The organism is Streptomyces sp. NPDC044921, assembly GCF_056432865.1.
This window is the reverse complement of sequence record NZ_JBWKIF010000005.1, coordinates 239,829-264,724: the sequence shown is the minus strand read 5'-3', so window position 1 is coordinate 264,724 and position 24,896 is coordinate 239,829. Positions and strand designations below refer to the sequence as shown.

Annotated in this window: 26 protein-coding genes; 6 read left to right on the top strand and 20 right to left on the bottom strand. The window is 73.2% G+C overall.

Annotation, left to right across the window (positions count from 1 at the left end):
• Positions 1-73 precede the first annotated feature (73 nt).
• The 8 genes from AC07DA_RS10540 to AC07DA_RS10505 form a co-directional block, all read right to left on the bottom strand.
• On the bottom strand, positions 74-1,606 hold the full coding sequence (locus tag AC07DA_RS10540; protein WP_479126509.1) for a DUF1996 domain-containing protein: 1,533 nt from the start codon (positions 1,604-1,606) through the stop codon (positions 74-76).
• A 203-nt stretch (positions 1,607-1,809) separates the two neighbouring features.
• On the bottom strand, positions 1,810-2,463 hold the full coding sequence (locus AC07DA_RS10535; RefSeq protein WP_479126507.1) for a response regulator transcription factor: 654 nt from the start codon (positions 2,461-2,463) through the stop codon (positions 1,810-1,812).
• Positions 2,454-3,710, bottom strand: a complete 1,257-nt coding sequence (locus AC07DA_RS10530) for a sensor histidine kinase (protein WP_479126505.1) — start codon at positions 3,708-3,710, stop codon at positions 2,454-2,456. Before AC07DA_RS10530 ends, AC07DA_RS10535 begins: the two co-directional genes overlap by 10 nt.
• Before the next feature lie 93 nt (positions 3,711-3,803).
• On the bottom strand, positions 3,804-4,814 hold the full coding sequence (locus tag AC07DA_RS10525; protein WP_479126503.1) for an NAD-dependent epimerase/dehydratase family protein: 1,011 nt from the start codon (positions 4,812-4,814) through the stop codon (positions 3,804-3,806).
• A gap of 58 nt (positions 4,815-4,872) precedes the next feature.
• Entirely contained in the window at positions 4,873-5,451 is a 579-nt protein-coding gene (locus AC07DA_RS10520) for a winged helix-turn-helix domain-containing protein (RefSeq protein WP_479126500.1), read from the bottom strand.
• 404 nt (positions 5,452-5,855) lie between these two features.
• Positions 5,856-6,887 (bottom strand): glutamine synthetase, encoded by a 1,032-nt coding sequence (gene glnII / locus AC07DA_RS10515; RefSeq protein ID WP_479126498.1) that lies wholly within the window; start codon positions 6,885-6,887, stop codon positions 5,856-5,858.
• A gap of 366 nt (positions 6,888-7,253) precedes the next feature.
• On the bottom strand, positions 7,254-7,937 hold the full coding sequence (locus tag AC07DA_RS10510) for an RlpA-like double-psi beta-barrel domain-containing protein (protein WP_479126496.1): 684 nt from the start codon (positions 7,935-7,937) through the stop codon (positions 7,254-7,256).
• Positions 7,938-8,056: 119 nt separating this feature from the next.
• Positions 8,057-8,416, bottom strand: a complete 360-nt coding sequence (locus AC07DA_RS10505; protein WP_479126494.1) for an arsenate reductase family protein — start codon at positions 8,414-8,416, stop codon at positions 8,057-8,059.
• A gap of 229 nt (positions 8,417-8,645) precedes the next feature.
• Between AC07DA_RS10505 and AC07DA_RS10500 the strand changes: the two genes are divergently transcribed.
• Complete coding sequence (locus tag AC07DA_RS10500; RefSeq protein ID WP_309098129.1) at positions 8,646-8,960, top strand: hypothetical protein; 315 nt, start codon at positions 8,646-8,648, stop codon at positions 8,958-8,960.
• A 505-nt stretch (positions 8,961-9,465) separates the two neighbouring features.
• On the opposite strand, the gene AC07DA_RS10495 is transcribed toward AC07DA_RS10500, so the two are convergent.
• From AC07DA_RS10495 to glnA, 4 genes are all read right to left on the bottom strand, one after another.
• Positions 9,466-10,650, bottom strand: a complete 1,185-nt coding sequence (locus tag AC07DA_RS10495) for a winged helix DNA-binding domain-containing protein (RefSeq protein WP_479126492.1) — start codon at positions 10,648-10,650, stop codon at positions 9,466-9,468.
• 168 nt (positions 10,651-10,818) lie between these two features.
• The gene (locus tag AC07DA_RS10490; protein WP_479126490.1) at positions 10,819-11,280 is read right to left on the bottom strand and encodes a cupin domain-containing protein; all 462 of its coding nucleotides are present in this window, start codon (positions 11,278-11,280) and stop codon (positions 10,819-10,821) included.
• Positions 11,281-11,317: 37 nt separating this feature from the next.
• Positions 11,318-11,593 carry an SCO2583/SCO2584 N-terminal domain-containing protein gene (locus tag AC07DA_RS10485; RefSeq protein ID WP_479126488.1) on the bottom strand — a complete coding sequence of 92 codons (276 nt, stop codon included), beginning with the start codon at positions 11,591-11,593 and terminating at the stop codon, positions 11,318-11,320.
• Positions 11,594-11,702: 109 nt separating this feature from the next.
• Positions 11,703-13,112, bottom strand: coding sequence for a type I glutamate--ammonia ligase (gene glnA, locus AC07DA_RS10480; protein ID WP_479126486.1), 1,410 nt, complete (start codon positions 13,110-13,112; stop codon positions 11,703-11,705).
• Between the two features lie 210 nt (positions 13,113-13,322).
• On the opposite strand from glnA, the gene AC07DA_RS10475 reads away from it, so the two are divergent.
• Complete coding sequence (locus AC07DA_RS10475) at positions 13,323-13,790, top strand: RDD family protein (RefSeq protein ID WP_479126484.1); 468 nt, start codon at positions 13,323-13,325, stop codon at positions 13,788-13,790.
• A 97-nt stretch (positions 13,791-13,887) separates the two neighbouring features.
• On the opposite strand, the gene AC07DA_RS10470 is transcribed toward AC07DA_RS10475, so the two are convergent.
• From AC07DA_RS10470 to lipB, 4 genes are all read right to left on the bottom strand, one after another.
• A complete protein-coding gene (locus AC07DA_RS10470; protein WP_479126482.1) occupies positions 13,888-14,589 on the bottom strand; it encodes a DUF4191 domain-containing protein in 702 nt (233 codons plus the stop codon).
• A 75-nt stretch (positions 14,590-14,664) separates the two neighbouring features.
• Entirely contained in the window at positions 14,665-14,877 is a 213-nt protein-coding gene (locus tag AC07DA_RS10465) for an SCO2195 family GlnR-regulated protein (RefSeq protein ID WP_479126480.1), read from the bottom strand.
• Between the two features lie 260 nt (positions 14,878-15,137).
• Positions 15,138-16,103 (bottom strand): lipoyl synthase, encoded by a 966-nt coding sequence (gene lipA, locus AC07DA_RS10460; protein WP_479126478.1) that lies wholly within the window; start codon positions 16,101-16,103, stop codon positions 15,138-15,140.
• Between the two features lie 94 nt (positions 16,104-16,197).
• The gene (lipB, locus tag AC07DA_RS10455) at positions 16,198-16,998 is read right to left on the bottom strand and encodes a lipoyl(octanoyl) transferase LipB (RefSeq protein WP_479126475.1); all 801 of its coding nucleotides are present in this window, start codon (positions 16,996-16,998) and stop codon (positions 16,198-16,200) included.
• A 238-nt stretch (positions 16,999-17,236) separates the two neighbouring features.
• On the opposite strand from lipB, the gene AC07DA_RS10450 reads away from it, so the two are divergent.
• Positions 17,237-18,715 carry a regulator gene (locus tag AC07DA_RS10450; protein WP_479126473.1) on the top strand — a complete coding sequence of 493 codons (1,479 nt, stop codon included), beginning with the start codon at positions 17,237-17,239 and terminating at the stop codon, positions 18,713-18,715.
• A 62-nt stretch (positions 18,716-18,777) separates the two neighbouring features.
• Here AC07DA_RS10450 and AC07DA_RS10445 read toward each other — a convergent pair whose 3' ends face one another.
• Positions 18,778-20,193 (bottom strand): NAD(P)/FAD-dependent oxidoreductase, encoded by a 1,416-nt coding sequence (locus AC07DA_RS10445; RefSeq protein WP_479126471.1) that lies wholly within the window; start codon positions 20,191-20,193, stop codon positions 18,778-18,780.
• A gap of 180 nt (positions 20,194-20,373) precedes the next feature.
• Positions 20,374-21,270, bottom strand: a complete 897-nt coding sequence (locus tag AC07DA_RS10440; protein WP_479126469.1) for a TIGR01777 family oxidoreductase — start codon at positions 21,268-21,270, stop codon at positions 20,374-20,376.
• A gap of 69 nt (positions 21,271-21,339) precedes the next feature.
• Here AC07DA_RS10440 and AC07DA_RS10435 point away from each other — a divergent pair, with 69 nt between their 5' ends.
• A complete protein-coding gene (locus AC07DA_RS10435) occupies positions 21,340-21,828 on the top strand; it encodes an N-acetyltransferase family protein (RefSeq protein WP_479126467.1) in 489 nt (162 codons plus the stop codon).
• A gap of 16 nt (positions 21,829-21,844) precedes the next feature.
• Here the strand turns inward: AC07DA_RS10435 and AC07DA_RS10430 are convergent, their stop codons facing one another.
• Complete coding sequence (locus tag AC07DA_RS10430; protein ID WP_479126465.1) at positions 21,845-23,029, bottom strand: MarP family serine protease; 1,185 nt, start codon at positions 23,027-23,029, stop codon at positions 21,845-21,847.
• 261 nt (positions 23,030-23,290) lie between these two features.
• Here AC07DA_RS10430 and AC07DA_RS10425 point away from each other — a divergent pair, with 261 nt between their 5' ends.
• Both AC07DA_RS10425 and AC07DA_RS10420 read left to right on the top strand, forming a co-directional pair.
• Positions 23,291-24,136 (top strand): peptidoglycan recognition protein family protein, encoded by an 846-nt coding sequence (locus AC07DA_RS10425; RefSeq protein WP_479126723.1) that lies wholly within the window; start codon positions 23,291-23,293, stop codon positions 24,134-24,136.
• Positions 24,133-24,357, top strand: a complete 225-nt coding sequence (locus AC07DA_RS10420) for a hypothetical protein (protein WP_479126462.1) — start codon at positions 24,133-24,135, stop codon at positions 24,355-24,357. The genes AC07DA_RS10425 and AC07DA_RS10420 overlap by 4 nt, the downstream gene beginning before the upstream one ends.
• On the opposite strand, the gene AC07DA_RS10415 is transcribed toward AC07DA_RS10420, so the two are convergent.
• Positions 24,358-24,876, bottom strand: a complete 519-nt coding sequence (locus AC07DA_RS10415; RefSeq protein WP_351358093.1) for a DUF4240 domain-containing protein — start codon at positions 24,874-24,876, stop codon at positions 24,358-24,360.
• Positions 24,877-24,896: the final 20 nt, after the last annotated feature.

Here is a 24,896-nt window from a genome sequence, read left to right as displayed (position 1 = left end):
TCGCGCAGGCGAAAGCCGGCGGTGGGAATTCCCACCGCCGGCTTTTCTCACCGGTTTTTCCAGCGGGACCGGACTACTGGCAGTCCTCGCCGTTGTTGATGCACTGGACCATCTCGTTCATCAGGTCCTCGTCGAAGAAGTTGATGAAGTCGTTGTGGTCCGTGATCGGCTTGTGCAGCTGCTCCGGGAAGGAGTCCACCGCGAAGGCGTTCTGCACCTGCCCGTTGTTGATCTGCGGCGCCTGGACGTCGTAGACCAGGCGGACCTGGAGCTGGGGGATGGCCTTGAAGCCGTTCGAGCAGCTGCCGTCCGCCTCGACGAAGTCCACGTGGGTGCGGTGGTTGGCGCTGTCGATGTTCTGGCCGTCCCAGCAGCTCTGGAAGTTGGACGTGCGCACCACGGAGCTGCCCTCGGGGCAGATCGGGTACTTGTCCGTCACCTGGCGGTCCTCGAAGCCGGTGCAGCTCCAGGAGGTGTTGGCGTTGTTCAGGCCGTTGGTGAAGGACTTGGCGTCACCGGTGATGATGCGCAGGGCCTTCGGCATGGCGACGACGTCGCTCGTGCGGTTGCCGACGAACTTCAGCTGCGCCTCGGCCGGCTCGACGATCTTGCCCACGTTGCCGTCCTGGCCACCGCCGGGCTGACCCTGGTCGATGTCCTGCGAGCCGTCCTGGATGCGCAGGACCGGCCAGAAGTACGAGGACTTGTCGCCCTGGTTCTGGCAGGTGGTCTGGGCGTTGGCCAGGTCCTCGTCGCTCGCGAAGGCGTTGTTGCTCTGGTTGCCGACGTAGTCGTGCTGGTGCTGCGCGCCGTTGGAGACGCCGGGTGCCACGATCACGTTGTCGGAGTTGCGGTTCTCGTTCTCGTTGGTGCCGCAGTTCGTGGTGAACGAGCCCGTGGAACCGCTGTCGCCGTTCGCGGCGAGACCGTTGGGCAGGTTGCGGGAGTTGGGCTGGACGTCCTCGATCCTGATGAAGTCCGCCGCCGCCGGGCCGTTGCCGGCCTGGCCGCCGTTGCCGCCCTGTCCGTTGCCCTGGCCGCCGTTGCCCTGACCGCCGTTGTTCTGGCCCTGGTCCTGGCCGCCGTTGTTCTGGCCCCCGCCGTTCTGGCCGCCTCCGGCGTTGCCGTCGTTGGTGTTCGGGTTCGCGGCCATGCCCCGGCACCCGGCGAACTTGCCGAGGTTGGGTGCCTTGCCGCCCACCCGCCGGATGTTGATGCCGATCCGGTCGAGGGCCGCGGTGCGCTTCGACTTCAGCGGGCCGAGGATGGCGTTGTTGACGAAGCCGGGGTCGCCGGCCTGGGCCTGACGCGTGGAGGCGAGCCGCGCGTACGCCTCGCTGATCTGCTTGTCGAGGTTGGCCAGCTCCCGGTCCACCCCCCGCCGGGCGCCCCTGGGCACCTTGGTCAGTTTCTGGCCGACGTCCGGGCACTGGATCGTGGCGATCTGCGCGCGCGCGGCCTTCGTCTGGTTCGCCGGATTCTCCTCGTGCGCCGAGGCGTAGAAGTTTGCCCAGATCAGCCCGCCCCCACCGAGCGCTAGGGCCGCCGATGCGGCTATGGCCTTGGTGGCCAGCGGCGTACGGCGTTTTCTTGTGTTGCGTCCCATGGAACTCCTCTGACTTCCTTTTTCGGGGGCATCGAGGCGCCCGACAGGAGTGAAGCGGCTCCCTCCCATACGGAGGCCGTCCCACGGGTGTTCAGAGGTCCCGGAAATTGCTGCGAGATTCGTGCGGACTCGGTGTGCTCAACAGCCGCTGGGGCACCGGGAGTTGTTGATCCTCCACGGTGGGTGAATGGGCGGGCCCGGTTTCACCGGCCGTGGTCGAGATACGCGAGAACCGCCAGCACGCGCCGGTTGTCGTCGTCCGAGACCTCAAGCCCCAGTTTGGCGAAGATGTTCGCGGTGTGCTTGGCGATCGCCCGTTCCGTCACGACCAGTTTCCCGGCGATCGCGGCGTTCGACCGGCCCTGCGCCATCAGCTCCAGCACCTCCCGCTCCCGGGGCGTCAGCCGCGCCAGCGGCCGGTCGCCGCCCGACTGCCGCGCCAGCAGCTGCTGGATGACCTGCGGATCCATCGCCGTCCCCCCGGCCGCCACCCGCCGCACCGCGTCCACGAACTGCTCGGCGTCGAACACCCGGTCCTTCAGCAGGTAGCCGACGGCGCCGCTGCCGTCGGCGAGCAGCTCGCGCGCGTACAGCTGCTCCACGTGCTGCGAGAGCACCAGCACGGGCAGCCCGGGCCGCTCGCGGCGGGCCCGCAGCGCGCACTGCAGGCCCTCGTCGGTGTGCGTGGGCGGCAGCCGCACGTCGACCACCGCGACGTCCGGGTCCGACTCGGCCAGGGCGGCGGCGAGTTCGGGCCCGGACTCGACGGCCGCGGCGATCTCGAAGCCGTGCGCCTGCAGCAGCCGGACGAGCCCGTCGCGCAGCAGGAAGAGGTCTTCGGCCAGGACTACGCGCAAGGGATCTCCATGGTGACCATGGTGGGGCCGCCCGCGGGGCTGCTGACGGCCAGGACGCCGTCGAATGTACCCAGTCGCCGTTCGACCCCGGCCAGGCCCGAACCGGCCTCCACCACCGCGCCGCCGCGGCCGTTGTCCGTCACGGTCGCGCGCAGCATGCCGCCGGCCTGGTGCAGGTCGACCCAGATCCGGTCCGCGCCGGAGTGCTTCACGGCGTTGGTGAGCACCTCGCTCACGGCGAAGTACGCGGCCGACTCCACGGGCGCCGCCGCCCGCCCGGGCAGATCCACGCTCACCTCGGTGGCCACCGGCAGCCGCAGCGCCAGCGCCCGCACGGCGTCGCCGAGGCCGCGCTCGGCGAGCACCGGCGGGTGGATGCCGCGCACCAGCTCGCGCAGTTCGGTCAGCGCCTCGACCGACGACGTGCGGGCCTGCGCGATCAGCTCCCTGGCCCGGTCCGGGTCCTTGTCGAGCAGTGCCTCGATGGTGCCCAGGTCCATGCCCACGGCCACCAGCCGGGCCTGGGCCCCGTCGTGCAGGTCCCGCTCGATGCGCCGCAGTTCGGCCGCCGAGGCGTCGACCGCGTCCCGCCGCGTCTCGGTCAGCACCCGCACCCGCTCCGCCAGGTGTTCCCGGTCGCCGCCGAGCACCGCCCGGGTGAGCCGGAAGTGGGCGTGCAGCAGGCGCGGGGTGAAGAAGTGCGCGAGGAACAGCAGGACCAGGCCGAGGGCGGCCGCGCCGAAGGCCGACGCCTGACCGGTGACCGGCACGAACCCGTACCAGTACCCGTCGGGGAAGACCCGCCACAGCCCGAGGGCGAGCGCGAACCCCTCCAGCGGGTAGAGCAGCAGCACGGCCGGGAGCAGCGCGGTGACGAACCCCAGCGTCATGTCGACCGGCAGCCACCGCAGGTCCCGCCAGGTCGCCGGGTCGCCCAGCATCCCGAAGGTGCGCGCCCACGGGTTGGCGTCCTTCGGCAGCGGCCGGTACGCGGGGGGGATCCGCACCCCGCCCCACTCGGCCGCGAGCACCCGCCGCCAGTCCGCGAAGGCCCGCACCCCCTTGAGCACGTACGGCGTCGTGACCAGCCCGACCCCGATCGGGATGAGCCCGATCGAGAGCGCGGACAGGCAGAAGCACAGCACCGCCCCCGGCAGGGAGATCAGGGCCAGGGCCAGCCCCCGCACCGCGGCGAGTCCGATGCCCCGCCCCGTCGTCCGCGAGCCGTTCTTCGTGTCGATGGTCATGGCGTTCAGTCTGGTGGAGCGGGGTGAGCCGGTCACTGGGCCGGACACCCGGCCCGGGGGTGGTGCTACCTCCACCCCGGGGCGGCGCGGTGCTCAGGAGCCGGCACCGGCGGCGAGGACCCTGGCCTCCACGTCGGCGGCGAGGCCCGGGCGCGGCCGGTCCTCGCGCTGCGGCGCCACACCGCCGAGGTCCCGCAGCCACTGCCAGGTGTCCCGCACGGTCTCCTCCACGGGCCGGCAGCGCAGCCCCGTCCCGACCGCCCGCGAGACGTCCGCGCCGTGCAGGGCGTCGTACAGGTCGCTGCCCGGCGGCACCCACACGGGCAGCTCGGTCCACGGTGCGATGCCGGCCTCCAGGATCACCTCGGGCGCGGTCCAGCGCAGCTCGGCGTCGCCGCCGGTGACCCGGACGCAGGCGTCCAGCAACGCGCCCATCGTGGTGTGCCCCCGTGGACCGGCCAGGTTGAACGGCCCGCTCGGTCCCCGCTCGGCCGCGCGCACGATCCACTCGGCCAGGTCGCGGACGTCGACGTACTGCAGGGGCAGTTCCCGCGGCCCCGGCGCCAGGACCGGGCCGCCCCGCGCCGTCCGGGCCAGCCACCACGGCAGCCGGCCGACGTTCTCGTACGGGCCGAGGAGCAGCCCGGCGCGCACCAGCACCGACCGGTCCGCGCCGAAGGCGTCCAGGGCGGCCAGCTCGCCGCCCCGCTTGTCCCGGGCGTAGTCGGTCCGCCCGGCGCCGGCCGACGCCCCCGTGACCAGGGGTGCGTCCTCGCCGTACCCGGCGGGCGGGGGCCAGGCGTACACGGAGCAGCTCGACACGTACACGTACCGTCCGGCGCGGTCCCGCAGCAGCCGCGCCGCGTCCCGTACGGCCCGGGGCGCCGCCGACCAGGTGTCGACGACGGCGTCCCACGCGCCCGCGTCCTCGGCGAGGGCGGTGAGTCCGCCGGGCGCGGTGCGGTCGCCGAGCAGCGACCGCGCGCCCGGCGGCGCCTCGTGCCGCCCCCGGTGGAAGACGGTCACCTCCCAGCCCCGCGCGAGTGCCGCCTCCACGACGGCCCGGCCCGCGAACTCCGTACCGCCCAGCACCAGAAGTCTCATGCCGAGGACTCTGCCCGGTGCGGTGAGACGACGGAACGGGGCTCTGCCGTCAGCAGAGTCACCTCTCCGCCGGCGGCACGTACTTGTATCCGACGCGGCGCACCGTACGGATGGTGTCGCGGTGCTCCGCGCCGAGCTTGCGGCGCAGGCGGGCGATGTGCACGTCGACCGTGCGGCCGTCGCCGACGTGACCGTAGCCCCACACCGTGCCGACCAGCTGGTCACGGGTGTGCACCCGGCCCGGGTGGGCCACCAGGTGGGCGAGGAGTTCGAACTCCAGGTACGTGAGGTCGAGGAGGCGTCCGGCCACCTCGGCGGTGCGCTGCACGGTGTCGACGCGGATCAGGGGCTCGCCGCCCGGCTCGGCCCCCTCCCGCGGGCCGGCCGCCGGCCGGTCGGGGACCGCCACCGGGAACGGGGGCTGCTGGTCGGCGGGGACGAGCACCAGGTAGCCGATCATCGGCGGCTGCCCGGGCAGGGCCGGCAGGGCGTGCGGGGGAGCCGGCAGCCAGGTGGCCCCCGGCGGCAGCAGATCCGCGACCGTCACCACCTCGTCCCGGTCGACGGCGCGCAGCCGGTGCCGGGGGCCGTGGGGGGCGTCGAGGGTGGCGGTGGACAGGGAAGGAGTGGTCGCCATGAGAGGTCAGCTCTTTCGCGCGAGGGGTTCGTCGGAAGGTCGACGGCCGCGAGTTCGTGGTCGGGCTCGCCGAGGACGTACGCGGTTCGCGCTGGCCGAAGGCCGGGGTGTACGGCTTTAGAGGGCCGGCGCGTTCGTCGCGCGGCAACACACCCGGTCGAAGTCGTGGTGCTGACGGGAAGGCCAGAAGGGCTCGAGGTCATGGCGACCCGTCGCGGTGTGCTTCTGGTGACTGGCCATGGGCCCATTGAAGCAGACGAGGGCCGACCGCCGGGACCCTTCTCTCACTGCTTGGACACCGCGCCCGTGTCGGGTGCGTCACCCCACCGGCCGTCCGGGACCGCACACCGTGAGGGGGCGCCCACCGCGATCGGTGAGCGCCCCCCGGAGAGCTGTCGGGCGGATCAGACCTGGCCGGCCTTCTCCAGGGCCGTGCAGCAGGTGTCGACGAGCAGGCGGGTCACCACGTACGGGTCGACGTTGGCGTTGGGGCGGCGGTCCTCGATGTAGCCCTTGCCGTCCTTCTCGACCTGCCAGGGGATGCGGACCGAGGCGCCGCGGTCCGAGACGCCGTAGGAGAACTTGTCCCACGGGGCGGTCTCGTGCAGGCCGGTCAGGCGGTCGTCGATGCCGGCGCCGTAGTTCTTGACGTGGTCGAGCGGCTTGGACCCCTCGCCGAGCGCCTCGCACGCGGTGATGATCGCGTCGTAGCCCTCGCGCATCGCCCTGGTGGAGAAGTTGGTGTGCGCGCCGGCGCCGTTCCAGTCGCCCTTGACCGGCTTCGGGTCGAGGGTGGCGGCGATGTCGAAGTCCTCGGCGGTGCGGTAGAGCAGCCAGCGGGCCACCCACAGCTGGTCCGAGACCTCCAGCGGGGACAGCGGGCCGACCTGGAACTCCCACTGGCCGGGCATGACCTCGGCGTTGATGCCGGACAGCCCGAGACCGGCCTTCAGGCAGTTGTCGAGGTGGGCCTCGACGACGTCACGGCCGAAGATCTCGTCGGCGCCGACACCGCAGTAGTAGCCGCCCTGCGGGGCCGGGAAGCCGCCCTTGGGGAAGCCGAGCGGGTAGCCGTCCTTGAAGAACGTGTACTCCTGCTCGATACCGAAGATCGGCTCCTGCGCCGCGAACCTCTCCGCCACCTCGGCCAGCGCGGCACGGGTGTTGGTGGGGTGCGGGGTGAGGTCGATGTTCAGCACCTCGCACAGGACGAGTACGTCCTCGCCGCCGCGGATCGGGTCCGGGCAGGTGAAGACCGGCTTCAGCACGCAGTCCGAGGCGTGGCCCTCGGCCTGGTTGGTGGAGGACCCGTCGAAGCCCCAGACCGGCAGCGCGTCCAGACCGGCGGGGGAGCCCGGAATGATCTTGGTCTTGGAACGCAGTTTGGCCGTCGGCTCGGTGCCGTCGATCCAGATGTACTCAGCCTTGAAGGTCACGGGCCACATCCTTCGGGGGTGTGTCTGGGCGCGTCTCGCGGGTGCTGCGGCGCTGCGGCACTGAAACGCCGCGCGGTGCTGCCCGGCAGCCTGACAACGGGCGATTTCCCGGCCATTGCCCGCATGTGAACCCCGTGTTACCTGGTGGCGCTGTGCCCCACCTCACGCTGTGAGGGCGCTTCCGCCGCGACGGGCGGGGGCGGGGGGGGGGTCACCGGCTTCCCTCCGTCCAGCCGGTGACCGCCGCCGCGCGGCCCTGACGTGCCGGTCCCGCTGCTCCCGGCCGGGAGCAGCAGGACCGGTGACACGTACGGCGGCGGCCGAGGGGTGGGCCGCCGCCTCAGTGGCTGAGTCGACCGTCCGGCCTCACCCCACCTTCTCGATCACGGCCCGGCGGATCAGGAACTTGCCGGGCTCACGGACCTGTTCGAAAGCCGCGTTGTTGAGCAGCACACAGCTGCCGGAGACCGAAGTGACCTCCACCGTCGTGGACTTGTTGTTGTCCAGGTTGGTGACCTTCAGCTTCGTGCCGGCCGGGAACTGGTTGCTGGACGCGGCGGGCGCGCCGCCCTCGCCGGAGAGCGTGACCGTGGAGCCGTTGCACACCTGCTGCCCGGCGGCCGCTCCACCGCCGCCGGTGCCACCCGCCGGGGCGGACGCGGCGGGCGGGGAGGCCGGGGCCGACGCCGCCGGGGCCGACGGCCGGGCGGGCTGCGCCGGCGGCGTGGCCTGGGAGTCCTGAGCCGACTCCCCCACCACGCAGCCCGACGCCTCCTGCTTGCGCTTGATCTCCGCCACGACCGCCTCGCGGTTGGCGATCCGGGCCTCGGACTGGGCGTCCGGCCTGGCCCGCTGGTCCGCGATGAACTTCTGGTTGTTGCCGAGGGCGGTGGCGAGGCCCAGGCAGACCGTCGACTCCGACGCCGACTTGGGGGTCGGCGCGGCGTTCGACGTGCTCGCCATGACGAAGGCCCCGCCTCCCGCCACCGTCGCCGCGCTCACGAGCAGCGCGATCTTCTTCTTCGTGCCGAGAGTTCTCCTGCGCGACATGCGCGCCTCCTGAAGAGGTAGGGGAGCGTACGCCGCTATGTACGAGATACCGAACGGGGTTGCTCAGTGGCGGCAGGAGTCGTTGAAGTGACCTGCGCCACAGGCTCGTTGGGCGGGGGTCAACGCGCCAGCGCGTCGCGTACGGCCTCCTCGGTGCGGGCCACGACCGCCGTGCCGTCGTCCGCGGTGATGATCGGGCGCTGGATCAGCTTCGGGTGCTCGGCGAGCGCCTTGATCCAGCGGTCGCGCGCCCCGGCGTCCCGCGGCCACTCCTTGAGCCCGAGCTCCTTGGCGGCCGCCTCCTGCGTCCGGGTGATGTCCCACGGTTCGAGGCCGAGGCGCGTGAGGACGCCGCGGATCTCGTCCTCGCTCGGCACGTCCTCCAGGTAGCGGCGGACGGTGTAGTCGGCGCCCTCCGCGTCGAGCAGCTGCACGGCGCTGCGGCACTTCGAGCAGGCCGGATTGATCCAGATCTCCATGGTGCTCACGGTACGCGCTGCCGCCTCTGTTCGATTTTCCGGCGACCCATCCGCCCCACCCGGACCTGCCGTGACGTGGCGCCAACTTCCCTGCTCACCTGGGCTTTTGCTGGCGGTGACGGACTCCCCGTTGTCAGTGGCCGACGGTAAACTGTAAGCAGTGTTCGAGGGTGGCGCCGACGACGCCGACGTCTTCGGCGGACCGCCCGACCGCGACAGGAGGATGCCTGTGCCCGCTGCCGCCCTGAAGCCGAAGCCGCTGCCCACCCAGTCCACCGCCAAGCGTCCCGTCCTGCTCGACCTGCCGTACGCGCCCGTGGAGAAGCGACCGCTGCCGCCGGGCCGGCCCCGCGAGTGGTACGTGACGCACAACCGCCGCCTCAAGGCGATGCGTCTGGCCATCGCCCTGCTCGACTCGGGCGTCTACCTGCCGAACCAGGCCCGCAATGAGACCATCCGCGACACGGCGGAGCTGATCGGCGTCCACCCGCCGTCGGACACCACGTGCCACATGGTGCGGGCGTTCATGCGCTACGCACGCTGACCGGACGCTTCCCGAGCGCCGGGCGCCCTGCCGCACGGGGCGCCCGGCGCTCGCTCATGCCTCCCGGTCCGGTGCGGCGCGCACCGGTGGGTTCGGCCGGGCCCTGGCGGACCGTCCGCCGCCGGGCGCCGGCCGGCCGCGTGCGCCGCGAGCGGCGACGCGGACAGCGCCGGCGCGCCGAGCACGGCGGCTCCGCCCTCCAGCGGAGACGTGGCACGACGACCGTGCGTCGCGGCCGGCGACCTTCCCGGCCTGCCGGTGGCCGACCGGCCCGCTCGCGCGGCGGCAGCGGACCAGGCCTGTTGAGGCCTGCTCGGCCTGCTCGGCCCGACGGTTGCGGACTATGCCTGTTGGGGCCCGTTCGGCCTGCTCGGCCCGGTGGCAGCGGATCGTGCGCTCGGACCGGCGGTGAGTGGACCACGCCTGCTCCGGTCCGCTCGGCCCGGCGGCAGCGGACCGTGCCCGGTGTGACCTGGACGGCCCGGCGGCAGCGGACCGTCCCCGTTCAGGCCGTCGCCAGTTCCTTCTCCAGCGGTGTGCGGAAGCGCGGGGTGATCCTGGTCGTGCCCAGCCAGCCGGCCAGCCGCTGCGCCGCCGCCTCGATCGCCGCGTGGGCCTCCCGGCCGACGCCCTCCGCGTCGAGGATCCGCCAGACGATCTCCCCGTCGGCCCGCTGGGCCCAGCCGCCGATCACGCGCCCGTCCCACCACACCGTCGGCCCGACGTTGCCGCTGCGGTCGAACAGGGCGGGCCGCAGCTGCGGTGCGAGATACCAGTCGCGCTGCTGCCAGCCCATCGCCGTGGGGTCGAGGCCGGGCAGCAGCGCGGCCCAGGGCTCGTCCGGCTCGGGCGCCGGGCCCGTGTCGTCCCCCACCACATAGCCCGTGCCCTCGTCCAGTGACACCGGCCGCGCCCCGATCGCGGCCAGCGCCGCGCGGACCTGCGTCACCCGCCACCCCGTCCACCACTTCAGGTCCGCCTCGGTCGCCGGACCGCACGCGGCGAGCCACCGCCCGAGCAACTCCGCCTGGGCCCGGGCCTCGTCCAGCTCGGGGTGCTCGGGCGCGAGGGCCCAGCGGAACTGGCTGGACGTCCAGGAGCCGAGCGGCCGGCCGCGCACGACCTTGCCCTCCACGCCGAGCACCTTCAGCAGGCGGGTGGAGACCGTGTGCACCCCCTCGTAGCTCTTGCCGGCCGCGTACGCGAACTGCTCCTTCAGGCGCGGCTCGTCGCGGGCCAGTTCGGCGGCCGTGGCCTGCCCGCGCCGGGCGAGGGCGGCCAGCGTCGACTCCTCGACCTCCTGCAGCCAGGCCGCGTCCGGCGCCCCGGCCTCCGCCATGTGCTTGAGCAGCGCGGCCCGCTCCCGGGCGGCCACCGCCAGGCCCGTGGAGGCGTGCACGACGGCGGTCAGGGCCGTGGGGAACACGAACACCGTGTGCCGCATGCCGTGCATCCGCACCAGGGAACGGTCCTCGTACAGCGCCCGCCCGGTCTCCTCCACCGTCTTCACCGGGTCCGCGAGCCGCGCGCCCACGGCCAGGTACACCGTCGCCGGGTCCGTGCCGTGCAGCGCGACGAGCGCGTCGGCGACCTCCTCGGGCGTGGCCGCGCGGGCCTGCCCGGCCAGCCCGTGCCGCAGCGCGAGCCGCGCCCGTCGCTCCGCCACGCCGATGTACCGCTCCGCCGCCATGCCGGCCTCCCTCCCGCGCCCCCCGGAACCGCACCCGGCCGCGCACCATCGTCACCGGGGCCGGGTCGCCGCCCCCGGGGTCGGCGTACCACCCGTTGAGCCGTTCACCGTCGGCGGTGTGCGTGAACCGGGTGGGCGTGCGAGGGGCCGACTCACTCATGCGGTCATTCACTCACGCGGCGCGGCCCCGCGCGGGGGGATCGGTTCGTCGTCACATCGGCGTTCCCCGGGCCGGGAACCGGCGGACCCGGCGCGCAGGTCGTCGCCGAGCGCCACCGCGTATCCGGGCACGGACGGCCACCGCACGGTGAGCACCACCGACTCCTCCTCCGCGTACCAGGAGTGGTCGACGCCGCGCCCCCACACCACGTAGTCCCCCTGCCGCTCCAGGAGCACGCCGCGTCCCGGCAGCTCGACCCGGAAGCGGCCGCTGATCAGCACGAGCAGCGCGGTGCGTTCCTCACCCCGTACCCACTCGGCCCACTCGTCCCCCCGGGGATGAACGCCCCACTTGATCTCCACGGCGTCGCTGTGCCGCGGGTCCCCCGCGTCCTTGAAGTGCCCGAGGATCCACCCCCGGTCCAGCACGGCGTCCTCGCCCGCGTTCCCCGTGTACACGCTGTCGCCCACAAGCCCGGACGCTAGCAGCCGCACCGCGAGCGGCCGCTCAGTAAGGGGCGCGGAAGTTGACGTACCCGAGCAGTACGATCACCGCCGCCACGCAGCCGAGCACCACGGCCGTCGAAACCCAGGACGACCGGGAGGCCCGCCGCCGCGGCCGCCCGTGCTCCGGTTCGGGCCGGAACGGCACCGGCCCGGGCGGATTGTCCTTCCACCGCGCGGCGAGCATCCGGGCCCTGGCCGAGGGCTCCTTGTGCTCGGCGCTGTCCGCCCATCCGAGGTCGAACTCGCGCTCCTGGCCGTCCTGTTCGTGCTCGGGCATCACCGCTCCACCCCCGTGTGGTCCTGTCCACAGAATAGAACAAACGCCCGCGCCCCCGCTGTGCGAGGCACAGCGGGGGCACGGGCGACCCGACGCGGTCGGGCACCGGTCACACGTCGAAGTACAGCTCGAACTCGTGCGGGTGCGGACGCAGCTGCAGCGGCGCGATCTCGTTGGTGCGCTTGTAGTCGATCCACGTCTCGATCAGGTCCGGCGTGAAGACGTCGCCCTGGAGGAGGAACTCGTGGTCGGCCTCCAGGGAGTCCAGGACCGCCGGGAGCGAGGTCGGGACCTGCGGGACGCCCGCGTGCTCCTCGGGGGCCAGCTCGTAGAGGTCCTTGTCGATCGGCTCGGCCGGCTCGATCTTGTTCTTGATGCCGTCCAGGCCCGCGAGCAGCAGCGCCGAGAAGGCCAGGTACGGGTTGCCGGAGGAGTCGGGCGCGCGGAACTCGACGCGCTTGGCCTTCGGGTTCGAGCCCGTGATCGGGATGCGCATGGCCGCGGAGCGGTTGCGCTGCGAGTACACCAGGTTGACCGGCGCCTCGAAGCCGGGCACCAGGCGGTGGTAGGAGTTCACCGTCGGGTTGGTGAAGGCCAGCAGTGACGGCGCGTGCTTGAGGATGCCGCCGATGTAGTAGCGAGCGGTGTCCGACAGGCCCGCGTAACCGGCCTCGTCGTAGAAGAGCGGCTGGCCGCCGGTCCACAGCGACTGGTGGACGTGCATGCCCGAGCCGTTGTCACCGAAGATCGGCTTCGGCATGAAGGTCGCGGTCTTGCCGTTCTTCCACGCCACGTTCTTCACGATGTACTTGAAGAGCTGGAGGTCGTCGGCGGCGGCGAGCAGCGTGTTGAACTTGTAGTTGATCTCGGCCTGGCCGGCGGTGCCCACCTCGTGGTGCTGGCGCTCGACCTTCAGCCCGGCCCGCTCCAGCTCCAGGGAGATCTCGGCGCGCAGGTCGGCGAAGTGGTCGACCGGCGGGACCGGGAAGTAACCGCCCTTGTAGCGGACCTTGTAACCGCGGTTGTCCTCCAGCGCACCGGTGTTCCAGGCGCCGGCCTCGGAGTCGATGTGGTAGAAGGACTCGTTCGCGCTGGTCGCGAAGCGCACGGAGTCGAAGACGTAGAACTCGGCCTCGGGGCCGAAGTAGGCGGTGTCCGCGATACCGGTGGAGGCGAGGTAGGCCTCGGCCTTCTTCGCCACGTTGCGCGGGTCACGGGAGTACTGCTCGCCCGTGATCGGGTCGTGGATGAAGAAGTTGATGTTCAGCGTCTTGTCCCGGCGGAACGGGTCGACCCGGGCGGTCGACAGGTCCGCGCGCAGCGCCATGTCGGACTCGTGAATGGCCTGGAAACCCCGGATCGAGGAGCCGTCGAAGGCGAGCTCCTCGTCGGCGTCGAACGCCTCCGCAGGCACCGTGAAGTGCTGCATCACGCCCGGGAGGTCGCAGAAGCGGACGTCGATGAACTTGACGTCCTCGTCCGCGATGAACTTCTTGGCCTCGTCGGCGTTCTGGAACATCCAGCTCCTCCTACTCCCGACCGTCCCGCCGGGGTGGTAGTTCGATCGTGCGGCCAGTGCGGGTGGCACACGCTGTCCTCGACCCTAGGGACGGGTGATTTCTCGGGCGTGACTCATTTGTTTCGCACAAGTTAACCGGCTCTCCTTCCACCGTAGCCCCGGCGCACCCCGCCGTGCCCCGGTCATATACGGGCGCAGTACCGTGGACGGGTGGACAACAGGCAAGCACTCGGATCGTGGCTCTCCGGGCCCCGCGCGGCCGCGGAAGAGGCCGGTGTCGACTTCGGGTACCGGGGCGAACAGCTCGGTCTGCCGGAGGAGGGGCGGGGCTCCATCGCCCGCCCGGGCCGCCGCCTCGGCGCCCTCGCCGTGGACTGGGGCCTGAGCCTCCTGATCGCATACGGCCTCATCACCCAGAGCTACAACGAGGCCGCGCAGATCTGGGCACCGCTCATCATGTTCGCGCTGATGGTGCTCACGGTCGGCACGGTCGGCTTCACCCCGGGCAAGCGCCTCTTCGGCCTGCGGGTGCTCGCCCTGGAGACGGGCCAGGTCAGCCCCTGGCGCTCCGCCCTGCGCACGGTCCTGCTCTTCCTCGCGATCCCCGCCCTGATCTGGGACCGCGACGGCCGCGGCCTGCACGACCGGCTCGCCGGCACGGTCGAGGTCCGCATCTGAGCGGTCGGCTCGTCCATGGCGAAGGGGCGCCCGGAGTTTCCGGGCGCCCCTTCGCCGTAGAGGTGCGGAGGTCGGCTCCGCCGTAGCGGTACGCGGATCAGCGCGCCTTCGGTCCGCCCTTCGGCAGGCGCATGCCCTTGGGCATCGGCCCCTTCGGCAGCGGCATGTTGCTCATCAGGTCGCCGAGGGCGCGCAGCCGGTCGTTGGTGGCGGTGACCTGCGGGCCGGTCAGCACGCGCGGCAGCTTCAGCATGGTCGTGCGCAGCTTCTTCAGCTCGACCTGGCCCTCGCCCGTGCCCACGACCAGGTCGTGCACGGGGACGTCGGCGACGATGCGGTTCATCTTCCGCTTCTCGGCGGCCAGCAGGGTCTTCACCCGGTTCGGGTTGCCCTCGGCGACCAGCACGATGCCGGCCTTGCCGACCGCGCGGTGCACCACGTCCTGGTTGCGGTTCATCGCCACCGCCGGGGTCGTCGTCCATCCCCGCCCGATGTTGTCGAGCACCGCCGCCGCGGCTCCGGGCTGGCCCTCCATCTGCCCGAAGGCGGCCCGCTCCGCCCGGCGCCCGAACACGATCGCCGTCGCGAGGAAGGCGAGCAGGAAGCCCAGGATGCCGAGATAGATGGGGTGACCGATCAAGAAACCGATCGCGAGGAAGACACCGAAGGTGACGATTCCGACAGCCGCGAGTACAAGACCGATCTTCTTGTCGGCCCTGCGGGTCATCTTGTAGGTCAGGGCGATCTGCTTCAGTCGCCCGGTGTTCGCAGCGTCCGCTGCGGTTTCCTTCCTCGCCATGCCCCGAAGTCTACGTGGCCCCACAAGCGCGGACGACGGCAGTGTCCGCGGGGCCCGGTGGCGGAGGGCCCTCGCTCAGGGGCGGACGGAGACGGACCGGGAAAGGGACTGCTCGAGGACGCGCTGCGCCTCGACCCGGTCCTTGGCGCGCCGGCGGTCCTCCAGCACGGAGGTCCAGGCGTTGCGGCGCGCGGTGCGCTGGCCGCCGCTCAGCAGCAGCGCCTCGACGGCACGCAGGGTGGTCGTGAAGGACGGAATCGCGGTGGCGCGAACGGGCGCGGCCTGCATGGGTGAGGTCCCCCCTCGGTGCGGGTGTACGTGCTGTGAGTCCAGCGTCACTGTTTGGTGTTACCAGGGCGTGTCCGACCGGTCAAACACCCATGAAGCCCCGGCGGAAGGCGGCGGAACGGCGACGCGGCCCCGGCAGGTGCCCTCATCTGCGAGGACGGCCGGGACCGCGTCGTATCGGTCACTACCCGCGGGTAGCGTCTTGTGCGTGAGTTCACACGCCTGCCCCGCACCGGGCGGGCAAGGGCGGTGACGGCGCGTCAGACGGCCTGGGCCGCGACGCGCGCGTCCCGCCGCTCCATGGCCATGCGGTACAGCCGCCCGGCGCGGTACGACGAGCGCACCAGCGGGCCGGACATCACGCCGGAGAAGCCGATCTGCTCGGCCTCCTGCTGCAGCTCCACGAACTCCTGCGGCTTGACCCAGCGCTCCACCGGGTGGTGGCGCACGGAGGGGCGCAGGTACTGCGTGATGGTGACCAGCTCGCAGCCCGCGTCGTGCAGCTGCTTCAGCGCGTCGCTGACCTCCTCGCGGGTCTCGCCCATGCCGAGGATCAGGTTCGACTTGGTCACCAGGCCGTAGTCACGGGCCTCCGTGATGACCTTCAGGGAGCGCTCGTAGCGGAAGCCGGGGCGGATGCGCTTGAAGATCCGGGGGACCGTCTCGACGTTGTGCGCGAAGACCTCGGGGCGCGAGGAGAAGACCTCCTCGAGCTGCTCGGGGATCGCGTTGAAGTCGGGGGCCAGCAGCTCGACCTTGGTGTGGCCGCCCTCACGCCCTGCGGTCTGCCGGTGGATCTGGCGCACGGTCTCGGCGTACAGCCAGGCGCCGCCGTCCTCCAGGTCGTCGCGGGCGACGCCGGTGATGGTGGCGTAGTTCAGGTCCATCGCGACCACGGACTCGCCCACGCGGCGCGGCTCGTCCCGGTCGAGCGCCTCGGGCTTGCCGGTGTCGATCTGGCAGAAGTCGCAGCGCCGGGTGCACTGGTCGCCGCCGATGAGGAAGGTCGCCTCGCGGTCCTCCCAGCACTCGTAGATGTTCGGGCAGCCGGCTTCCTGGCAGACCGTGTGCAGGCCCTCGCTCTTCACGAGGTTCTGCATCTTGGTGTACTCGGGGCCCATTTTCGCCCGGGTCTTGATCCACTCGGGCTTGCGCTCGATGGGGGTCTGGCTGTTGCGGACCTCCAGGCGCAGCATCTTGCGTCCGTCGGGTGCGACTGCGGACACGACCGGCTCCCTAGCGTTGATTCTTCGGCGTCCTCAAGGGTACGCCCGTGGATTTGAATGCCTGTGTGTGGTGTCAGCCCCTCCCCACGGGCATTTATGCCGCCGGTGTCCTCTCGATCTCCCGGGGCTTGAGGTCGGCGTTCTCCAGGACGTCCCGCAGGTGGCGCTCCACCACGGGCAGGACCTCCTCGATCGTCACGTCCCGGCCCAGCTCACCGGCGAGGGAGGCCACGCCCGCGTCGCGGATGCCGCAGGGGATGATCCGGTCGAACCACTTGTTGTCCGGGTTCACGTTGAGCGCGAAACCGTGCATGGTGACGCCCTTGGCGACGCGGATGCCGATGGCGGCGATCTTGCGGTCCTCGCGGCGCTGGCCGGCGTTGGACGGGGCGTACTCCGGGCCGTTCAGCCGGGGGTCGAACTCCTCGTCCTGCAGCCGCGGGTCGAAGTCCAGGGAGAGGCCGCCGAGCGCCGGGCGCTGCTCGACCGGGTCGCCCAGGACCCACACGCCGCTGCGGCCCTCGACCCGGGTGGTCTCCAGGCCGAAGTCGGCGCAGGTGCGGATCAGGGCCTCCTCCAGGCGCCGGACGTGGGCGACCACGTCCACGGGGCGGGGAAGCTTCTGGATGGGGTAGCCGACCAGCTGGCCGGGGCCGTGCCAGGTGATCTTGCCGCCGCGGTCGACGTCGATGACCGGGGTGCCGTCGAGGGGCCGCTCGCTGTCCGCCGTGCGCCGGCCGGCCGTGTAGACCGGGGGGTGCTCCAGGAGCAGTACGGTGTCGGGGACCTCGTCGGCGAAGCGCGCCGCGTGCACCCGGCGCTGCTCGTCCCACGCCTCCTGGTACTCGACGGCCTCGTCACCGAAACCCATACGGACGAACCGCAACTCACTCACGGCAAGCGCCTCCCTCGAACGGGTGTGTAAGGCACGTATCGCGCCCAAGCCACTGTACGTCCGGCCCGTACGCGTCAGTCCCGGGGTCAATCCTCACACGATCGGATGAATGTCCGGGAAAATGTGTGATGGGGTGCTTACTCTCCGCTACATTCGCGCCGTCCAGCAAGGCATAAGGCCTGCTCACAGGCAATCCGCGCACATCACGAAGGCCGGAAGGCAGGAGACCGCACCGCAGATGACGGAACGACCCGCGCAGCGCACCCCCAACCGACAGCTCGCCGCGCTCATCGCAGAAGCGGGGTTCTCCAACGCGGGACTCGCCCGTCGCGTGGACCAGCTCGGTCTCGAACACGGGCTCGACCTCAGATACGACAAGACATCCGTCACCCGGTGGCTGCGCGGCCAGCAGCCCCGGGGCACCACCCCCGCACTGATCGCCGAGGTCTTCACCCGGCGCCTGGGCCGCCGCCTCACCGCCCAGGACCTCGGCCTGGACGCCTGCGCCCCGGTCTACGCGGGCCTGGAGTTCGCCGCCACCCCCGAGGAGGCCGTCGACATCGTCAGCGGGCTCTGGCGCAAGGACTCCGGCAGCCACGCCGAGCTGCGCAAGATCGCCTTCACCCCGGCCGGGCTCGTCGTGCCCAGCCGGGACTGGCTGATCGGCCGGGCCGACGAGAAGGTGGCCCGGGGCGAGCAGCCCGCCGCCCGCATCCCGGCGCAGGGCCGTCCCGCCGCCCGCTTCCCGGCCGCGGCCGAGCAGGGCGTGCCGGTCCTGCCCCGCCAGCGCGGCGGGGCCGAGCGCGGACCCGGCCAGAGGGTCACCGCGGGGGACATCGCCGCCCTGCGCTCGGTCGGCGAGCTGTTCCGCACCCTCGACGACGCCTACGGCGGCGGCCACGCCCGCCAGGCCCTCGTGCGCTACCTGGAGCACGAGTGCGAGCCCATGCTGCGCGGCACCTACGGCGAGCAGACCGGCCGCCGCCTGTTCGCCGCGGCGGCCGACCTGACCCGGCTGGCCGGCTGGACGTCGTACGACATCGCCGCGCACGGGCTCGCCCAGCGCTACTTCGTCCAGGCGCTCCGGCTGGCCCAGGCGGCCGGGGACCGGGCCTACGGGGCGTACGTGCTGGTCACCATGAGCCGGCAGGCCGTCTACCTCGGGCACGGGCGGGAGGCCGTCCAGCTCGCCCGCGTGGCCCAGCAGGGCGTCGGCACCTCCGGCCCGCCCGTCGTCCAGGCCCTGCTGCACGCCGCCGAGGCGCGCGGGCACGGCGTGCTCGGCGAGGTACGGGCCTGCACCGCGGCCCTGGTCCGCGCCGAACGCGCCCTGGAGACGGCCCGGCCCGGGGACGAGGTGCCGCACTGGGCGAAGTTCTTCGACGAGGCCCAGCTCGCCGACGAGTTCGGCCACTGCCACCGCGACCTGCAGCAGTTCCGCGCCGCCGCCCAGCACGCCGAACGCTCACTCCAGCTGAGGGCCCCGTCCTACGCCCGCAGCCGCCTGTTCTGCCGGGTCGTGCTCGCCACCGCCCGCCTGGGCCTCGGCGAGCTCGACCAGGCCTGCCAGCTGGCGGCGGAGGCGGCGGGCCAGGCGGCGGAGATGCGCTCGGTGCGGGCGGTGGAGTACGTGCGGGACTTCGAACGCAGGCTGGAGCCCTACAAGGACGCGGCGCCCGTGCGGACCTACCGCGACAAGGTGGCGGCCCTTGGGTGAAGGACCCCGGGGCGCGGGGCGCGGCGCGACCAGCCCCCGCGCACCGGCGCCCGACGCGGGGACTAAGCCGCCCGCGGCACCGTGGGCACGGGGTCGGCGACGTGCATCGACCGCCCCGCCCCCAGGTCCGCGAGGATCGCCGCCGACGCCCGGTGCCCGCTGTGCAGAGCGCCCTGCACCGTACTGGTGTCCCGGTGGTCCCCGCACACGTACAGCCCCGCGAGCAGCCGCACCGGCCGCCGCAGATCGTGCGGCGGCCGCATCGCGGGCACCGCCTCGGCCGTGTGGTGCACCGCCAGCGTCTCCCACCGGGCCGTCGACACCCCGTACAGCCGGGCCAGGTGCATCCGCACGGCCGTGTCGACGTCCCCCGGCGGCCGCCCCAGCACGGTCGACGACACCAGCGCCCGCCCCGCCGGGGCCCGGGACGGATCGACCTGGCTGACCACCGCCGTGTGCGCGACCGGCCCGCCCAGATCCGCGTCGAGCAGCAGCGACGCCCCGGTCCCCGGCGGTTCGTCGGTGGCGTGGTGCACCACCGTCACCGGGTGGAACTCCGGCACCCGCAACCCGGGCAGGAGCCCCGCGGCGGCCCGGGCGTCCGTCGCCACCAGCACCGCCCGGCACCGGATCACGCCGTGCTCCGCGGTGGTCACCGAGGTCGTCGAGACGGAGGTGACGCGCACGCCCGTGTGCACCGTGCCCGCGGGCAGCATCCGTGCCAGCCGCTCCGGCAGGGCCTCGGCGCCGCCCTCCGGCAGGCACAGCCGGCCGCCCGCGAAGGCACGCAGCGCGAGATCCGCGCACCGGCTGGACGTCGTCAGGTCCGGGTCGCACAACAGGGCGGCGAGCAGCGGGCGCAGGAAGCCGTCGATCGTACGGGCGGGCAGTCCGCGGGCCGCCAGGGCCTCACCGGCGGGCTGCTCCGGGCGGGACAGCAGCCGTTCGGCCGGGGTGCCCGCCAGCCGGGTCAGGGCGGCCCCCAGCCGGGCCTGGTCCACGGCCGTGCCGAGTGGCGCGCCGGACCGGCTCCGGGGGACCGAGACCTGACGGCCGGGGACGGCGGCCGGCCTCCTGGGCGGCCTCGGGGGCCTGGACGCGGACGGCGACCGCGGCGCGCTCGCCAGCGCGCGCACCGCGTGCAGTGCGCCTCGTGCGCCCCCAGCGCCCGGCTGGACGCCCGCGCGGTGGTGGCGGCCGTCGCCGTGCAGCAGGACACCGGGCGCGAAGGGCCGCAGGGCCAGTCCGCCGAGGCCGGGTGTCAGTCGTAGTTCGGGATACGCGGTGGACAGCAACTGGCCCACCCGGTCGAGCCGGAAGCCGTCGATCTTCTCCGTCGCCATGCGGCCGCCGACGCCGTGGGCGGCCTCCAGGACCATGGTCGTCACTCCTGCGCTGGTCAGCCGGTGCGCGGCCGAGAGTCCGGCGACTCCGGCCCCCACGACGACCACGTCCGCCTGGTACGCGGGCTCAAGCACGTGCCCCTCCTCGAGGTTGCGCGGGCGCTGGAGACGTCATGCCCTCAACAGGCCGCAGGGATACGCGAGTTCTGGTCGAGGGTAGGGCCGTGATCGGTCAGCGGGAGTCGCGCATCGGCAGGGCACGGTCGCACGGCGGTCGCATACGGCAGCCGGATGGGCGTGAAGTGGTCGCAGGGGTCACAGAGCCGCCCGGATCGCCCCCTCGATGTCCGGGAACGCGAACCGGAAACCCGACTCCAGCAGCCGCGTCGGCAGGATCCGCGCGCTGCCGAGCACGTCCCCGGCCATCTCGCCGAGCACGGACCGCAGCACCGGCGCGGGCACGGTGAACAGCGCCGGCCGGTGCAGCACCCGCCCCATCGCCGCCGTGATCTCACGGTTCGTCAGCGGGTTCGGCGCGGTGAGGTTGAACGGCCCGGACAGGCCGTCGGTGTCGATCAGATGCCGGATCGCCGCGACCTCGTCGTGCAGCGCGACGAACGACCAGTACTGCCGTCCGTCCCCCAGCGGTCCGCCCAGCCCCGCCCGGAAGAGCGGGAACAGCCGCCCCCAGGCCCCGCCGTGGCGGGACACGACCAGGCCGGTCCGGGTGAGCACCGTGCGGACACCGGCCTCCCGGGCGGGCGCCGTCGCCGCCTCCCACTCCACGCACAGCTCCGGCAGGAAGCCCGTCCCGGGGGGCGCGCCCTCGTCCACCGCCCGGTCGCCGGTCTCGCCGTAGTAGCCGATGGCGCTGCCGTTGACGAAGACCCGTGGCCGGTCCCCCTCGTCCAGGGAGGCGACCGCCCGGGCGAGCGCCGCCGTGCCGTTCACGCGGCTGTCGCGGATCCGCCGCTTGTAGGCCTCCGTCCAGCGCCGGTCGCCGACCCCGGCCCCCGCCAGATTGACCACCGCGTGGCAGCCGGCGAGCCCGGCCGCGTCCGCGCGCCCGCCCTCCGGGTCCCACCGCACCTCGCCCTCCGCGCGGGGCGTGCGGCGCACCAGGCGCACCACTTCGTGCCCGTCCGCGGTCAGGGACCGCACCAGGGCGCTGCCGATGAGACCGGAGGCGCCGGTCACCGCGATGCGTCGCATGACTCAATCCTGCCCGCCGCCGGGACGAATTCCCGGCGGGAGAGCGTGCGCGCACGTAACGTGCCCCGCATGCCGACTCCGCACATACGCCCCGCACGCCCCGAGGACGACGACGCCCTGGGGCGGCTCGACCGCGCCACCTGGTCCCCGCTGCACGCCGTCCAGCCCCGCCCCGAGCCGCCGTACGGGCCGTTCTTCAGTGAGCGGGACCCGGTCGCGGAGTGCCTCGTCGCCGAGCTCGACGGCGCCCTCGCCGGATACCTCCGGCTGGGCACCGCGACGTCGCTCGCGTGCAACGCCCACGTCCGCATGATCCGCGGGCTGGCCGTCGCGGAGGAGGCGCGCGGACGGGGTGTCGCCCGGGCCCTGCTGCGGGCGGCGGACGAGGAGGCCCGGCGGCTGGGGGCGCGCCGCGTCACCCTGCGCGTGCTGGCGCACAACACACCGGCGCGCAAGCTCTACGAGTCCGCGGGGTTCACCGTGGAGGGCGTCCTGCCCGAGGAGTTCTTCCTCGACGGCGCGTACGTCGACGACGTGTTCATGGGCCGCTTCCTCTGAGCCCGGCGACCACCTCCTACGACGCCGCCGGCTCGCCCGTGTCCACCGGCGCCGTCGCCCCGGCCGCCCGCTGCGCGGCCGGGGCCACCTCGTCCGCCGTCAGCACGTAGCCCGTCTCCGCGTCCGAGGTGGAGCGGGCGAAGACCACGCCGAACACCCGGCCGTCCGTGGTGAGCAGGGGGCCGCCCGAGTTGCCGGGGCGGACCGTGGAACGGATCGAGTAGATCTCGCGGACGGCCGTCCCGTCGTTGTAGATGTTCTGGCCCGTCGCCCGCACCCGGTTCGCGACCGTCGCCGCCTGGAGGTTCAGGTCGCCGTCCTCCGGATACCCCGCGACGACCGCCGAATCGCCGCGCCCGGCGTCGTCGTCGAACGTGAGCACCGGGGCCCGCAGCCCCGGCACGTACAGCACGGCCACGTCCTTCTGCGGGTCGAAGAGCACCACCCGCGCCTCGTACGTCCGCCCGACCCCGCCGACCTGGACGGTCGGCTCGTCGATGCCGGCCACCACGTGGGCGTTGGTCATCACGTGCTCGCGCGCGTACACGAACCCGCTGCCCTCGCGGCCCTGGGCGCCCGCGACGCCCTCGACCTTCACCGTGCTGCGCTTGGCGGCGTTCGTCGCGGCCGCCGTGACACTGTCGCCCGAGGGCCGGGCGACCTCGGCCGTCGACTCGTTCTCGAACGGGTTGAAGACCTGCGGGAAACCCGCCTGGGTCAGCGCGGAGGTGGCCTCGGAGAACCAGGCCGGCGTGGTGTCCGGCATCGTCCGCTGCACCGCGCCGAGCAGCCGTGAGTCCCGGATCGCCGACGTGACCAGCGGTGACGAGGAGGCGCCCAGGACGCTCGCGGCCACCCACGCCACGATCAGCACGGCGACCGCGTTGGCCACGGCCCCGCCGATCCCGTCCGCCGCCCTCAGCGGCCCCCGGTCCAGCTCCCGCCGCAGCCGCAGTGCGAGGCGCCCCGCCAGCTCGTGGCCCACCACCGCCGGCAGCAGCACCGTGAACACCGCCGTCACCGTCGCCCGCGTGGTCCCCGGCTCCACCAGGTCCATGACCCACGGCAGGATCCACACGCCCACGACCGCGCCGCCGACGAAGCCCGCCAGCGACACGCAGCCGGCCACCAGCCCGCGCCGGTACCCGGACGCCGCGTAGGCCAGGACGACCAGCAACAGCAGGATGTCGAGCAGGTCCACGCAACGCCGCCTTTCTCTCGGAACCCTCTAGTACGTGGGGGGAGGGTCCGGTGATCAGTCACCCGCGCGCGGATGATCGGAACCCGGCCACGCGCGCGTGCACTCGGAAAAACGTTGCGGACCGTGACGATGGTTCCACCGGGTGGCACATCACACATCGCGGACGGACCGGATCGGTCCGACAGTGGGACCATGCGTGTCTACCGAGGACGGCGGGGTGCACCGGGGCGCCGCGCCGCCGGGACACCCGGCACGGCCGGTATGCCGCACGCGGCCCGGGCGGCCCTCGGCTGCCTGCCGGGCGTGGCCGCCGTCGTCGCGCTGTTCCTGTGCGCCCACGGCGTCGAGACCGCCGCCGAGACCGCCCCCCGCGCCGCCCCGGACCGTGCCGCCACGCCGTACGCCGCCCCGCGTCCGCCCATCGTGCCGCGCGCCCACTGGCTGGGCGACGCCGCCCGGCAGCAGCCCCGCCCGCGCTACGACGACCGGGTCGCCGCCGTCTTCGTCCACCACACCGACTCGCCCAACGGCTACGACTGCGCCGACGCGCCCCGCATCATCCGCGACCTCTACACCGGCCAGACCGGCAGCCGCGACTGGGACGACATCGGCTACAACTTCGTCGTCGACCGCTGCGGCACCATCTACGAGGGCCGCGCCGGGGGCGTCGAGAAGGCCGTCACCGGCGCCCACACCCAGGGCTTCAACCACCGCACCACCGGCATCGCCGCCCTCGGCACCTTCACCGCGGGCCTGCCCGTGCCCCGGGCCATGATCCACGCCATCGCCGCGCTGTCCGCCTGGAAGCTGGGCCTGACCGGAACCGACCCGCGGGCCGGCGTCCGCCTGGTCTCCAGCAACGGGCTGAGCCGCTACGCGGCCGGCACCACCGCCCGGCTGCCCGCCGTGGCCGGCCACAACGACGGCTACATGACCAGCTGCCCGGGCGCCGCCCTGCACGCCCGCCTGCCCGAGATCCGGCGGCTCGCGGCCCGCCTCCAGGGCCGGCCCGCCCACGCACAGCGGGACCACAGCGAACGCGCGGTGTCGTCACATCCGTCCCTGCCGTCGTCCCCACAGCCGGCCGGCCGGAGGTGGGGACCATGAACGGCGGCGACGGCTCGCGGGACGCGGCGGCACGCACCCGGGAAGCCGCCCGGGGCCCCTGGGCGGTGCTCTGCGCGGTCGCGACCGTCGTCCTCGGACCGGCCGCGGTCACCGCCTCCGCCCTCGGCCGGGCCAACGCGGCCCCGCTGCACCAGGCCGTGCGGGCGGAGCGGACGCAGGCGTACCTCCCGTCCGGCACCAGCCGCCGCCGGGGCGTCTGATCACCCCCTGAAGCGCTCCCACAGCCGCGGATAGCGCTCGGCGAGCAGGCGCTCGTCCTCGAAGTCGAGCGGGGTGCCCTCCGGTTCCGCCGGCGGGGGCGGGATCTCCAGGTCGGGTGCGACCACGCCGGTGAGCTGCTCGTAGGCCTCGTCCGCCGCGTAGCCGAGTTCCTCGCCGTCGCCGTCGATCTCCTCGTCGAAGTCGCCCAGGAGGTCGGCGAGCGCGTCCGGGTCGTGCAGGGCGCCCTCGAAGACCTCCCGGCCCTGCCCGATCAGCCAGCACCGGAAGAAGTCGAAGGCGTCGTCGCTGGCCCCGTCGAGCAGGACCCAGGCCGCGCCCCACAGGTCCCAGCGGTAGGCGCGGTTGTAGCGGGACTCGAAGTGCCGGGCGAAGTCCAGGACCGAGTCCGGGTCCAGCCGGGCGAGCCGCTCCACGAGCAGGTCCGCCTGCTCCTCCGGGTCGCCCTCGGCGGCCTCCCGGGCGTCGTCCACCAGCTCCCAGAACTCCGTCTCGTCCATCACGGGTCAAGCATCGGCCC

Coding starts and splice junctions, on each gene's coding strand:
- AC07DA_RS10425 (WP_479126723.1), top strand. CDS start 23,291: ATGCCGCACGCGGCCCGGGCGGCCCTCGGCTGCCTGCCGGGCGTGGCC.
- AC07DA_RS10440 (WP_479126469.1), bottom strand. CDS start 21,270: ATGCGACGCATCGCGGTGACCGGCGCCTCCGGTCTCATCGGCAGCGCC.
- AC07DA_RS10495 (WP_479126492.1), bottom strand. CDS start 10,650: ATGGCGGCGGAGCGGTACATCGGCGTGGCGGAGCGACGGGCGCGGCTC.
- AC07DA_RS10510 (WP_479126496.1), bottom strand. CDS start 7,937: ATGTCGCGCAGGAGAACTCTCGGCACGAAGAAGAAGATCGCGCTGCTC.
- AC07DA_RS10505 (WP_479126494.1), bottom strand. CDS start 8,416: ATGGAGATCTGGATCAATCCGGCCTGCTCGAAGTGCCGCAGCGCCGTG.
- AC07DA_RS10435 (WP_479126467.1), top strand. CDS start 21,340: ATGCCGACTCCGCACATACGCCCCGCACGCCCCGAGGACGACGACGCC.
- AC07DA_RS10465 (WP_479126480.1), bottom strand. CDS start 14,877: ATGCAGGCCGCGCCCGTTCGCGCCACCGCGATTCCGTCCTTCACGACC.
- AC07DA_RS10415 (WP_351358093.1), bottom strand. CDS start 24,876: ATGGACGAGACGGAGTTCTGGGAGCTGGTGGACGACGCCCGGGAGGCC.
- AC07DA_RS10485 (WP_479126488.1), bottom strand. CDS start 11,593: ATGCCCGAGCACGAACAGGACGGCCAGGAGCGCGAGTTCGACCTCGGA.
- AC07DA_RS10540 (WP_479126509.1), bottom strand. CDS start 1,606: ATGGGACGCAACACAAGAAAACGCCGTACGCCGCTGGCCACCAAGGCC.
- AC07DA_RS10450 (WP_479126473.1), top strand. CDS start 17,237: ATGACGGAACGACCCGCGCAGCGCACCCCCAACCGACAGCTCGCCGCG.
- AC07DA_RS10470 (WP_479126482.1), bottom strand. CDS start 14,589: ATGGCGAGGAAGGAAACCGCAGCGGACGCTGCGAACACCGGGCGACTG.
- AC07DA_RS10420 (WP_479126462.1), top strand. CDS start 24,133: ATGAACGGCGGCGACGGCTCGCGGGACGCGGCGGCACGCACCCGGGAA.
- AC07DA_RS10530 (WP_479126505.1), bottom strand. CDS start 3,710: ATGACCATCGACACGAAGAACGGCTCGCGGACGACGGGGCGGGGCATC.
- AC07DA_RS10525 (WP_479126503.1), bottom strand. CDS start 4,814: ATGAGACTTCTGGTGCTGGGCGGTACGGAGTTCGCGGGCCGGGCCGTC.
- glnA (WP_479126486.1), bottom strand. CDS start 13,112: ATGTTCCAGAACGCCGACGAGGCCAAGAAGTTCATCGCGGACGAGGAC.
- AC07DA_RS10520 (WP_479126500.1), bottom strand. CDS start 5,451: ATGGCGACCACTCCTTCCCTGTCCACCGCCACCCTCGACGCCCCCCAC.